General features: G+C 57.5%; 14 protein-coding genes and 1 tRNA gene. 4 read left to right on the forward strand and 11 right to left on the reverse strand.

The genetic code is table 11. The annotated features are described in order from the left end of the window. Positions 1-10: 10 nt before the first annotated feature. The 9 genes from yacG to IEX27_RS15080 form a co-directional block, all read right to left on the reverse strand. Positions 11-202: a DNA gyrase inhibitor YacG gene (gene yacG, locus IEX27_RS15040; RefSeq protein ID WP_188721895.1), complete on the reverse strand. Its 192-nt coding sequence runs from the start codon at positions 200-202 to the stop codon at positions 11-13. A 3-nt stretch (positions 203-205) separates the two neighbouring features. Next, the gene (locus IEX27_RS15045) at positions 206-835 is read right to left on the reverse strand and encodes a Maf-like protein (RefSeq protein WP_188721896.1); all 630 of its coding nucleotides are present in this window, start codon (positions 833-835) and stop codon (positions 206-208) included. A gap of 22 nt (positions 836-857) precedes the next feature. Next, positions 858-1,076, reverse strand: coding sequence for a translation initiation factor IF-1 (gene infA, locus IEX27_RS15050; protein ID WP_188721897.1), 219 nt, complete (start codon positions 1,074-1,076; stop codon positions 858-860). Between the two features lie 195 nt (positions 1,077-1,271). After that, entirely contained in the window at positions 1,272-1,724 is a 453-nt protein-coding gene (locus tag IEX27_RS15055) for an arsenate-mycothiol transferase ArsC (RefSeq protein WP_188721952.1), read from the reverse strand. A 33-nt stretch (positions 1,725-1,757) separates the two neighbouring features. Further along, complete coding sequence (locus IEX27_RS15060) at positions 1,758-2,246, reverse strand: UPF0262 family protein (protein ID WP_188721898.1); 489 nt, start codon at positions 2,244-2,246, stop codon at positions 1,758-1,760. An 8-nt stretch (positions 2,247-2,254) separates the two neighbouring features. Next, on the reverse strand, positions 2,255-3,547 hold the full coding sequence (gene hisD / locus IEX27_RS15065) for a histidinol dehydrogenase (protein WP_188721899.1): 1,293 nt from the start codon (positions 3,545-3,547) through the stop codon (positions 2,255-2,257). Positions 3,548-3,559: 12 nt separating this feature from the next. Then, a complete protein-coding gene (locus IEX27_RS15070; RefSeq protein ID WP_188721900.1) occupies positions 3,560-4,000 on the reverse strand; it encodes a DUF2948 family protein in 441 nt (146 codons plus the stop codon). Between the two features lie 113 nt (positions 4,001-4,113). Then, on the reverse strand, positions 4,114-5,403 hold the full coding sequence (gene murA / locus IEX27_RS15075) for a UDP-N-acetylglucosamine 1-carboxyvinyltransferase (protein WP_188721901.1): 1,290 nt from the start codon (positions 5,401-5,403) through the stop codon (positions 4,114-4,116). Between the two features lie 109 nt (positions 5,404-5,512). Beyond that, the gene (locus IEX27_RS15080) at positions 5,513-5,716 is read right to left on the reverse strand and encodes a hypothetical protein (RefSeq protein WP_188721958.1); all 204 of its coding nucleotides are present in this window, start codon (positions 5,714-5,716) and stop codon (positions 5,513-5,515) included. 116 nt (positions 5,717-5,832) lie between these two features. Here IEX27_RS15080 and IEX27_RS15085 point away from each other — a divergent pair. From IEX27_RS15085 to IEX27_RS15100, 4 genes are all read left to right on the forward strand, one after another. Beyond that, positions 5,833-5,907, forward strand: a tRNA-Thr gene (locus tag IEX27_RS15085). A gap of 187 nt (positions 5,908-6,094) precedes the next feature. After that, positions 6,095-6,934: a hypothetical protein gene (locus IEX27_RS15090; protein ID WP_188721902.1), complete on the forward strand. Its 840-nt coding sequence runs from the start codon at positions 6,095-6,097 to the stop codon at positions 6,932-6,934. Positions 6,935-7,558: 624 nt separating this feature from the next. After that, complete coding sequence (locus IEX27_RS15095; protein ID WP_188721903.1) at positions 7,559-8,209, forward strand: hypothetical protein; 651 nt, start codon at positions 7,559-7,561, stop codon at positions 8,207-8,209. A gap of 625 nt (positions 8,210-8,834) precedes the next feature. Then, complete coding sequence (locus IEX27_RS15100; protein WP_188721904.1) at positions 8,835-9,794, forward strand: hypothetical protein; 960 nt, start codon at positions 8,835-8,837, stop codon at positions 9,792-9,794. 338 nt (positions 9,795-10,132) lie between these two features. Here IEX27_RS15100 and IEX27_RS15105 read toward each other — a convergent pair whose 3' ends face one another. Further along, on the reverse strand, positions 10,133-10,348 hold the full coding sequence (locus IEX27_RS15105) for a hypothetical protein (protein ID WP_188721905.1): 216 nt from the start codon (positions 10,346-10,348) through the stop codon (positions 10,133-10,135). Between the two features lie 682 nt (positions 10,349-11,030). Continuing rightward, positions 11,031-11,957 (reverse strand): AEC family transporter, encoded by a 927-nt coding sequence (locus tag IEX27_RS15110; RefSeq protein WP_188721906.1) that lies wholly within the window; start codon positions 11,955-11,957, stop codon positions 11,031-11,033. Between the last annotated feature and the right edge of the window lie 46 nt (positions 11,958-12,003).

Below are 12,003 nucleotides of genomic sequence, written 5' to 3' on the forward strand. Positions count from 1 at the left end.
GGGGAGAGGCCTATTCCTCGTCCGCTTCCTCTTCAGGGCGGACGGGGATTGCATAGGAGCCGGAGAGCCAGCGGTTCAGGTCGACATCCTTGCAACGTCCCGAACAGAACGGGAAGAACTGCCGTTCCGAAGGCCTGCCGCATTCCGGGCAGGCGCGCTTCGGGCGCAGGGGGACGACCTTGTCATTCTTGCTGTCAATCATTCGTCATACACGATCTGGCGAAAGCCAGTTCTGATGCACCTTGTAGCCATCTGCAGTCAGCAGACCCAGGGTCTCGTAAAGCGGGAGCCCGACAACGTTGGTGTAGGATCCGGCGAGACGAACCACGAAACACCCTGCGAGCCCCTGAATGGCGTAGCCCCCGGCCTTGCCGCGCCATTCACCTGCTTCCAGATATAGGTTCAATTCTTCGCTGGACAAACGCTTGAAGCGCACACGGGTTTCAACGACCTTCTGGCGAACCTTGCCGGAAGGCGTGATCAGGCAGACGCCCGTGTAGACCCGGTGTGCGCGGCCTGACAGCAGTCGCAGGCAGTTCGCCGCATCCTCACGCGTTTCCGCCTTGGGCAGAATCCGCCGGCCCACCGACACGACCGTATCGGCACCCAGGATGAAGCTGGTTTCGGCCTCATTGTCCTTCTTCAGGCGCGCGAACGCCCGCTCCGCCTTGCCGTGGCTCAGGCGCTTGGCGAGCGAGCGGGGATGCTCCGCCCGCAGGGGCGTTTCATCAATGTCTGTGGGGATAAGGCGATCAGGCTCGATGCCAGCCTGCTGAAGAAGCTCAACGCGCCGCGGCGACCCGGAGGCCAGGACAAGGCGATAGGTGGCACTCATGATGATCCCGGCGCCGCGTCGGTTACTTGAAGCGATACGTGATGCGGCCCTTGCTCAGGTCGTACGGCGTCATCTCCACCAGAACCTTGTCACCCGTCAGAACGCGGATGCGGTTCTTGCGCATGCGGCCAGCCGTATGAGCAATGATCTCGTGATCGTTTTCGAGCTTGACCCGGAACATAGCGTTGGGCAGCAATTCAGTAACTACACCCGGAAATTCGAGGACTTCTTCCTTCGGCATCCCATACCTTCTTTTGTGTCAGAAAAATCAGGCACACCAACAGCCGCTGTGGTAACCCACGCGGCACCCTGGGACCCGAATTGGAGCGGAACCTAAACCATCCGCTTCCATTTGTGAACCGTGTTGTTGCAGTTCAAGCAATTCTGCGGATTTGGCGGCATCTTTTGACGCTCGTACACAGCCCGGAACGTCTGGTTAGCTGCCGCTGAACCGCCTTGCGATGTTATCCTTCAAATATTCGCGAAGTTCACGGTAGGCGGCGAGGATCTGGTCGCGAGTGCCTTCAACGACGGATGGATCGAAGGTGGGCCAATATTCCACCTCCACCGCGTGGGTCCTGGTCAGTTCCATTGCGCGGTGGTGGGCTTCCGGCGACAGCGTAATGATCAGGTCGAAATAGCTGTCTTCCAGCTCCTCGAAGCGCTGCGGCATGCGCTCGCCGAGCGACAGGTTCTCCTCGGCCAACACTTTGTCAACGAAGGGGTCACGCTCGCCGGGCTTCACACCGGCCGACGTTACGAAGGTGGTTGCGGGCAGGTTCTTGCGGGCGAGAAGCTCCGCCATCGGCGAGCGGATGGAGTTGCGCCCGCAAAGAAAGAGAATGGAGCGGGGAGGCGGGCGGCTTGCCGTCTCTTCCGTTTGGCTCATCACAGGATTGGCTGAACGGTCCGTTCCTGCCATTCACGAGCCTCGCCAATGCAGCACGCACACAAGCGTGAAAAGCCTGCGCGCCGTGTCGAAATCAAGTTCGATCTTTCCTTTGAGGCGGTCCTGCAACAGCTGGGAGCCTTCGTTGTGAAGGCCGCGCCGACCCATGTCGATCGCCTCGATCTGGCTCGGCGACGCCGAACGGATCGCCTGGTAATAGCTTTCGCAGATCATGAAATAGTCGCGCACGATCCGCTTGAAGGGTGAAAGCGACAGGATGTGCGTGACGACTTCCTCGTCACTCTCCCGCGCTATGCGCAGCACAAGGCGCTTCTCGACCAGCGAGATGCGCAGCTTGTACGGGCCGCCCGCCTCGTCACCCAGTGGACAGAAGCTGTTTTCCTCCACCAGGTCGAAGATGGCGACCGCCCGTTCGTGCTCGATGTCCGGCGGAGCCCGGCCGATGGTCTCGTCCAGCTCGACGTCTATCAGGCGCGCCTTGCCGGGGTCCGGTGCTCCCATGGCTCGCCTTACGCGTTCAACCGTATGGAAACGGACCGCGCATGTGCATCAAGCCCTTCCGCACGACCCAAAGCGATTGCCGCAGGGCCGATGGCGCGCAGCTGATCGGGACCGGCTTTCAGGAGCGACATGCGCTTCATGAAGTCGAGCACGCCGAGACCGGAGGAGAAGCGTGCCGAACGTGCCGTTGGCAGCACGTGGTTGGAGCCCGCCACATAGTCGCCCAAGGCTTCCGGCGTGTAGCGACCGATGAAGACGGCGCCGGCGTTGCGGATCTTCAAGACCAGCTTCTCGGCCACGTCCGTTGCCAGCTCCAGGTGCTCCGGCGCGATCCGGTCGATCAGGGCGGGGGCTTCCTCAAGGCCGTTCAGCAGGATGATGGCGCCGAAGTCGCGCCAGCTGGCGGAAGCGATCTCAGCCCTCGGCAGGGTCTCAAGCTGCTTCTGCACCGCTTCTTCCACAGCGTCCGCAAAGGCGGCGTCCGTGGTCATCAGGATCGATTGCGCGGCGCTGTCGTGCTCAGCCTGCGCAAGAAGATCGGCGGCGATCCAGGCCGGATCATTGTCCGGGTCGGCCACAACGAGAACCTCGGATGGTCCGGCGATCATGTCGATGCCCACCTTGCCAAAGACCTGGCGCTTTGCAGCGGCCACATAGGCATTGCCGGGACCGACGATCTTGTCCACGGCTGGAATCGTCTCGGTGCCATAGGCAAGAGCAGCAACAGCCTGCGCGCCACCGATGCGGAAGATGTCCGTCACGCCTGCAATGTCGGCCGCCACGAGAACCAGCGGGTTCAGCTCGCCGTCCGGCGTAGGCACGGTCATGACAATGCGCTTCACACCGGCGACACGCGCGGGCACGGCGTTCATCAGAACGGAGCTCGGATAGCTCGCCAGTCCGCCAGGTACATAGATGCCGACAGTGTGGATCGCGGTCCAGCGCCAGCCGAGTTCAACGCCGGCATCATCGCGATAGCGCAGGTCCGACGGCAGCTGGCGGGAGTGATGCGCCTCAATGCGCTCACGGGCGATCTTCAGCGCTTCCAGCGTCGGCTTGTCGACAGCCTCGTAGGCAGCGGCGATTTCTTCCGCCGAGATGCGCAGGCCGTTCACGGAAGGGTCGAAGCGATCAAAGCGGCGCGTGTAGTCGATGACGGCAGCGTCACCTTCCTCGCGGACGCGCGCGATCACTTCGGCGACAACAGCGCCAACCTCTTCGGAAACCTCACGCTTCGTGGCCAGCAGCTCGGTAAATAGCGCTTCGAAATTGCCGTCGGCCGTGGAGAGCCTGATGCTCATGAATTGTCCTTCCTAATCGTCGTGGCGCGGGAGCGACGAGGTTTCCCAGGCGGCACCCGTATCGGCAAGCCTGGCCTCAATGCATTCCACATCCAGTGAAAGCGCCGCATCGCCCGAAAATACAAGCTCGATTGTGCCCGACGGGGGCTCTCCCTTGATGAAATTCACCGTCAGCAGGGAAAGAATCTCACCCGGCTTACCCTTGTCGATACCGCGGGAGCGAACCGTCATTACGCGGCCGAAATGCAGGATACTTTGATGACGCTCGTACGTGGGCTTACGGAAAAGCCGCTTCTGCTGCCGCTCCCAGGCGAACCGGTTCATCGGGATGACGAACTGTTTCTGCCGGGGATGGAATACCAGATCACCTACCTTGATGACCGCATCCTGCACGTGGGCCGCTACAATCTTGAGATCGTCCTGATCAAATGCAACCAGCTTCAGAAAATCCATCAGCGACGCTCATCCTAACCGGTACAATCAAGCTCAACTGCAACCCCACCGCAACTCGACTGGGGCAACCTCGATGAGGCACCCCAACGGGTTCCCACGGAAGGGCCGTCACGTCAAGCGGAGATGCGTTCGATCTCGGCGCCGCAGTTCGACAGCTTCTCTTCCAGCCGCTCGAAGCCGCGGTCAAGGTGATAGACGCGGTTGACCGTCGTCTCGCCTTCGGCTGCCAGTCCGGCAATGACGAGCGAGACGGAGGCGCGCAGGTCCGTTGCCATAACGGGAGCGCCCTTCAAGCGTTCCACGCCCTCGACGATAGCCGTCTGGCCGTCGAGCTTGATGTTTGCGCCGAGGCGGGCCAGCTCCTGCACGTGCATGAAGCGATTCTCGAAGATGGTCTCGGTGATGCGCGACTTGCCCTTGGCCTTGGTCATCAGCGCCATGAACTGCGCCTGCAGGTCCGTGGGGAAGCCCGGGAACGGCTCCGTCGTTACATCAACAGCCTCGACGCCCGCACCATTGCGGCGGACACGGATGCCGGAATTCGTGGTGGTGATTTCCGTACCGGTGCGTGCCAGAACCTGCAGCGCATTCTCAAGCAGGTCAGCGCGTGCGCCTTCCAGCAGCACGTCGCCGCCGGTCATGGCGACAGCCATAGCATAGGTGCCGGTCTCGATTCGGTCCGGAATGATTCTGTGCCGGGCACCGGAGAGCGAGGCAACGCCGTCGATGACGATGGTTGACGTGCCCGCGCCCCGGATCTTCGCGCCCATGGCATTGAGGCAATCCGCGAGGTTTACCACTTCTGGTTCCTGGGCGGCGTTTTCCAGAATCGTCTGGCCGTGGGCGAGCGAAGCCGCCATCAGCATGACGTGAGTCGCGCCGACGGAAACCTTGGGGAAACGGTAGCGAGCACCGATCAAACCCTTTCGGGCTTTCGTGACGACATAGCCGTTCTCAATGTCGATCTCCGCGCCGAGCGCCATCAGACCATCGATGAAGAGATCGACCGGGCGCGTGCCGATGGCGCAGCCGCCGGGCAGCGAGACGCGGGCTTCGCCCATGCGGGCCAGCAGCGGACCGATGACCCAGAAGCTCGCCCGCATCTTAGAGACGAGTTCATAGGGCGCGACCGTGTCGACGATGCTGCGCGCGGTGAAATGGATCGTGCGCGAATAGCCCTTGTCCTGATTCTCCCGCCTTCCATTGACGGAATAATCGACACCATGGTTGCCGAGGATCCGGATCAGCTGTTCCACATCCGCCAGATGCGGCACGTTTTCCAGGGTCAACGTGTCGTCGGTCAGCAGCGACGCAATCATGAGCGGGAGGGCAGCATTCTTTGCTCCCGAAATCGGGATGATTCCGTTCAGGACATTGCCGCCGCGGATGCGAATTCGATCCATTCTTCAATCTCTTTCCAGCTGGCGCCGAGGGCGCGCAAGACGAACGTTCCTAGAGCATGCGACAGCTGCGTTCAACCCGTGCCGTAAACCATGCGCTGTTGGGCTGCACTTACGACTCACCCTGTTGCTTCGCTGCCGGGATTCCGTCGTCGCGCTCGTCGGGATTGCCCTCGCGGCGGGATCTCGCCTGGGCTTTCCGCCGTGCGAGATTTGCGCGCAGTTCTTCCGCCAGACGCTTCTGGCGATCATCGGAACCCTGCTTGTTCAACGGTTTGGAGCTCATGTCGTCAACCTCGATACCAGCTTGCAACATTTTCCCTTATAATTTCCTACAAGAGAGGTTGCACTCCGCTCATCGATATGGCAGAAGCCGCCCCGAAATCAACGTTCACTTGCTGCTTCGGCGCGGTGGGCAGCGATGGTCCGGATGCTGCGGTAGCTCAGTGGTAGAGCACACCCTTGGTAAGGGTGAGGTCGAGAGTTCAATCCTCTCTCGCAGCACCAGTTTCCCTCTGAGCTACGTGGTTAAGTGATGGTGGTTTAGATAGTGCGCTGCCGATCGCTGTCTGTGACTATGCGCGCGTGAGCGGTCATGGTGATGACTAGCGCTCGTCTTTTAGGATTATATGTTCACCTTAGGTTTACATGTGCGACAATCTCCGGGTAACTTAACATTACCGGAGACGAGCCCATGCACTCTTCAACTTTCGAGACCTTCCGCCATCGGTTTGTAACATCGCTTTGCGCACTTGCCCTTGCTGGCACTGGCGCTCTGGCTGCTACAGGTGCAATGGCACAGCAGAACTACGATCTCTTGAAGAACGATTCATATCGACTCAAATTCAATGAGAACACAGCAAATACAAATAATGAGCCTATGGATGAGATCCAGGTAAATTGGACGATGGGAACTTATCCGGGCTTTGCTGCTGAGGTAAAGTATTCGAGTTCCGTCAATATCCGGGATATTGCGAAAATCCGCGGTAGGGTCTTTATTCATCAAGAGGCCACACAGACCGGTGCCCACAGGGCATGGTTCGAGTTTCAGGCAGAGGCCAACGAAGTGAAAAGCGTTCGGACTCTCAATAATGAACTGACAAACTGCTCCAACTCAGTTGGCACCGTCTCTCAAGGATATTGCAAGGCACCGAAGTCCGGTTCTGATTTGCTGCTCGCGATTCCTAACGGTGAGAAATTCCGGCATTACGTAAAAACAATCGCCCCAAAGACGATTGAATTGGGTATAATCAATTTAACAAAGAATAAGACGTATGTTCTTGGATCGATTACCACGACTAACTCAACGGGGCCTGGTTCCGACTCGATGAGAACCCATATCACCTTTAATGGAAACAGGACGTGTGCAAACCTTCCTGTCGTGACATATTCTGTCCAAAAGGCCTACGCAAAGAAGGGTGGTAAAACCTTCGACTACATTGGCACGCCTGAAGGTTTAAATCCTAACACGACATGTTCGCCTAAAGTTGGCGGGGCCAATACCGGCAATATTACGGTCCAGATCCCCGGCTAAAAATGCGCTTCAGTGCCTGCCGCGCAAAGGGAGGTGCGCGGTAGCGGGTGTTTGACGGCGAGCGCGTCGATCGCGCTGTCAATCTTAACAATGTCGACAACGTGACTGTTAAGATCCCGGGATAAGGTGGATATACGCTGGGTGCTTAAAGGATCAGCAATCAGGGGAGGTGATTGGTACTTTCCAGAGTCTGTTGAAATGATCCACGAAACCTCAGTCGGATGGCCAATCTGTGAGCTCTTCAGGTTGGCCATTTGGGTTATGCGACTAAGTGTGGACTGCTGCAGGGTCCTCAACCACACTTGTGATGCCGTCACAGCAGTCCAGCCAAAATGGTCACACGAGCGCCGAGATGGTGCGGGATTGGACGGGCTTATTTGCCCGCCCGTTGTTCGCGTGTGTCATTCTTGGGAGGGGCAACATTTTCTTGATATAGGAATGAAGTTCGATGTTTCTCTCTCTTCCAAAGTCCACCCGCAGTCCGCGAGCGTGGTCACTTCGCGGTTTTGTCATTCTGGGTGTGACCACCTTGTTAACGGCTGGTGCTATGGCAGCTGACGGAGGCGGGCTCAAATTTCAGCCTCAGGGATCGCTTCCAACGAATTCAAGGAAGCGTCTTTCTACATGACCATGGTGAAGGGACCCGGCAACTCTGCGTTAGCCAAATGCGAACACACGTTCAACCTGAGAGGTGGCTCAAAGGGCACCACGGTAGTTGGTACGGGGTCGATCTCGCAGGAATTCAGAAGGGTCGTGGTTGGTGCTTCATACGCATCAGTGGCCGTAGTGGTGCCAGAGGGCGAAATAGTGAATTTTGTTCCTGGAGCAGCTAACACTACGTGCAACAAGTCTGTGACCATCTTTGGCGATTATGTTGTGTGCAATGTGAAGGACACTCATGATCTGCTTGTAAGGATGGGCAATCTGGTTCGGTACGAGCATTATATAAAGAATATTAGCGGGAGGATATATGAGCTTGGCGTTGCGAATGAAACAATTTCGAAAACGTATCCGATCGGTACTGTAACGTTCATGACGATTGCGGGTATCGGACCTTCGTCGCTGAGGCATCGTCTGAGCTATCTTAGTGCCAGGTCTTGTGCGCTAATACCATATGTGGAGTACAGAGTTCATCGGGCGACTGCCGTAGGCGTCAATGGTCTGCCCTACGCATTCAATACCCAGTTCGATCCGGATAATCCATGGGGTGATTGTGACTATCAGGTTGACACAAGTGACGGCGCGAACGTTCTCGTGAGGTACAAGATTCCGTGAAACGTCTAGCGTGGGAGCGGGGACCAGTCGGCTTTGCTCAGGGTTAAGTGCTTTCCATTGTTATCAGACGAGCTGCAGGATTGGGGCTCGCCCGGGCCAGCCGGAGCGAGTCCTCCTGCTTCCGACCCGCAACTCCGCCGTTCATAAGCGCCGGGAGCCGGGCAATAGTTTCTATGCAATTTCTACCCCCTGCCACCTGTTAGCCACGTTTGGACACGACTACTAGTAAATGAGTGATTTGTTCGTTCACCTCGGTCGGTTGGGTGCTTTTTCGGCCTTGTGTCTTATTTGCGCATAACGCTGACAAGAGACCAATTTCTCGCAACAGCGTGTGCGTCGAAGCACTGGCGGCGACGAAGTGGGCTCGTAGCCTGTCCTGTTGCTTCCGCTTTCCAGCGTTGATCGGCCCGCCTTTGGGCGTGCAACCGCACCAAGTTCATCGAAGCGTTTGGTCCTGAACCGTCGAACACCTCTTAGGGATGCTCCGGCGACTGATGCTGCGTTTGATTGTGGCAGATGACTATTCGTAACGCCTTCCAGTCGCACCGAGATTATTATGCAAGTGGTTCTTACCTCGAATTGAACTGATTAAGCGCTTCGGGAAATCAAAGGCAAATTTTATAGCATGACAAAATTTGATACGAATGAGCCGCCGGCGAACAACAAAGATAATTCAGAGGATCGTGAGGCTGATCTTGCAAAACATGACTACAGGGTTGAAGCGCTAAACCGGATTCTATCCAGCGGACATTTCCGCGCATCTGAGCGCAACAAGCAGTTTCTGAAATTCGTGGTTGAGGAAACCGTTGCGGGACGCGCGAGCCGCATCAAGGCGTTCACCGTTGCCGTCGATGTTTTCGGCCGGGATTCTTCCTTCGATGCGTCTGTTGACCCGATCGTCCGCATTGCAGCCGGTCATCTCCGGCGCTCCCTTGAGGAATATTACGCCGGCTACGGTAAACATGATCCGGTGAGGATTGTTCTGCCGCTGGGGACCTATGCGCCTGTTTTCGTGAAGCAGGAGGGTCTACCGGGAAGGGCAGTCTCCCGTTTTCGGCAGATTGTCTCCGATCGCCAGCGCAGTCTGCAAAGCGGCGCTGTGAGCGTGAGCGTGGCACTCTTTGGCGCGGCGCTCGCAGGAACCTATTATTTCGCCTCCTACAAGGATACGAAGGACCACACGCCGGTCATCGTGGTGGCAAGGGCTCAGCCCTATCCTCCTGAACTGGCTGCGGAGACGGTCGCGGATCTGTTCAATCAGTCGCTGTGGGGCGCCTTGGGCGAAAATCACGGCTTCCGCGTGGTCGGCGTCAAGTCTGACGAGAACTTCAATGAGGTGCTCGCGCGAACGCAGGCAATGTTCGGCAGCTCAATGCCGCTCTATCAGCTGCTATCGACGGTGCGTCGTAACGGAGACGAGCTGCGTGTCTATTGGCATGTCCTGGATGGCCGATCGAACGAAAACTACCTGTCGGCCTCTACGATGAGGGAAGTTGACGAGCCTATCGCTGCGTCGCTTCCGAGCGAACTGGCCCAGGAAGTTGCAGCTTCCATCAAGAAGTTCTCGGAGGAGGGCGGCAAGTGAGGCAAGGCCTCGGATGCCCGACGTCGTAAGGGGGATTGGGCCTCCGAGTGAGGTTTTGCTGATCGGCTGCGATGTAGCGGAACCACGCGGGTTTTTTTTGCGTGCATGCTCGCCGACAGTGTGGGCGCAAGGCTGGTTGGTCACGCAATTCGTCCGAAGGCTTGGAGTAGCTCAGACTTTCACTGAAATTCTGAGCTGCTCTAACAGCTTTTTCCAGCTATTCCGGGCAGAAAACCGGTTCCCAAGTCTCCTGGAACCGCTCCAGTTCTGCCGCGCGTAAAGAGCACCGAAGCAGCGCCTTGCACTTTGCTTAGTGAGAAGGGGAAGGTGCTTCAGGTCTAGCGGGGGCGGAGAGGTCTGTCGCCCATTGGTGGAGTTGCGGCCTGGCGCCCGTAGAAGGGATGTTCGCGCTTGCATTCGGCCAACAGGTCGAGATCGACCGGGCCATCCCGCACCAAGGTAAGGTCAACTTCCTCGTCGCTAAGTCTGTATTCAGCCAGTTCGTCGAGCAGACGCATAATGAGCGCCTTGTCTACCAGCGGATGTGCAGGCATCGAGGATCTTGTCTCCGCGTGAACGGTGAACTGGGGTCTTACGCGCACGCGGGAAACTGGAGACCCAAGGCCCCACCGCCGAAGCGATGAGACCTTGGGGAGCCGGTCCGGGGGGCGGGAGGACCGGCTTTTCAGAAGCGGTCAGGTTGCGACCGCAATTCCGGGCTGTGATTGGTGCCCTGAAAGATAGTTCTTGCAAACCATCCTGTCTAAATGTTTACCATAAATGGCGAAGTTTGCAATAGGTATATCATAAACAATGTAGAGTTTTGATATGCCTCGTCCAATCACTTAATGGCAGCATCTACTGAAGGATAAATAACTGTTATTTTGGTAGATTGGTAATGTGTCAGATTTGTCTTGCTGCCAACCTTGCGTCGTTTGTTGAGGCTAATTTCGCATGAGGTTGGCTTATATCCAAATAGATATATCGAGGTGTTTGCAGGTAAACAGGGTCGGGATCTACAATCTTATCCTACGCGGAACGGCGGTTTTGCTGGATATTGAGACGCAGCAACATGGACAAGCTCGTCCAACTCGTTTGATCACAAATATGTCAACTGAAGAAATTTTCGGCAGGGGGCTGGTAGCGCAAGGCGGCTGGAAGCCCTTCGTGTGTGAGTAGGGAACCGATTCTCGTATTCCGCACCGGCCGAAGGCTTCCCCGAAATGCAGTCGCGCTTCAGACCAGTGCAAGTATGAGCGTGATTGTGATGAAGCTCAGCGATGTGGCGATGAAGAGTGCGGTTGCGGAAAGTGCTTCCAGTTTGAAGCGGGCCCCGATGATCGGATAGATTGACAGCATGGGCGAGGACGCAAGGACGATGCCCGTTGCCCGAAGTTCATCAGGAACGCCGCTCATGAGCATGAAGCACAATGCTACAGCGATTGGATGCAGTACGAGCTTGCCGATGCTGATCCAGATGGGCTCAAGGTCCAGAGTGCGTGCTTTCGTATTGGCGAGAATTCCACCAATGATGAGGAGCGCGCAGGGAATAGCGGCGGCACCAAGAAGCGAGATCGTCTTGGCTACCGGTCCAACGAACTGGATGCCAAGTGCGGAGAGAAGTGAGCCGGCGATGATCGAGAGCAGCAGAGGCGAACGGATCAGGTTTCTGGCCGTGTCCCGCAAGACGGCGTGGAGAGCGTGATCCTTCTTGCCGCCCATTTCAGCGAGGATCAGGGCGAGCGGCATGATCAGCAGCACCTCCACAACGAACGTCATGGAGACGGCTGCCAGCGCCGTGCTGCCGAAAACGAGCGTGACCACCGGGAGCCCCACAAAGCCCGTGTTTGACGCCGCGCTACCAAAGGCGGCGATGACCGCATGGCTGAAAGGCTTGCGCAGGACCTGCAGGAAGAAAAGCAGGATGGCGCCGAAAACGGCGAGGGAGCCGATTGCATAGGCAAGCACGTAGCCCAGATTGAACGCCTCGGTCAGGTTCTGGCCCATCAGCGCATTCAGCATCATGGCCGGCAGGGCGATGTTCATGACGAATGCGCCAAGTGTCGGGATTGCCTCGGGGGCGAGGAGCTTCGTGCGCATGGCAAAGAAGCCGATCGCAATGAGGAGGTAGAGCGGCAATATCAGCAGAAACAGATTGATCATGTAGTCAACTACGATGTGCCGCGGCCAAGCGAAGCCGGCTGCGCGC

Source organism: Nitratireductor aestuarii (assembly GCF_014641695.1).
Lineage (GTDB): Bacteria > Pseudomonadota > Alphaproteobacteria > Rhizobiales > Rhizobiaceae > Chelativorans > Chelativorans aestuarii.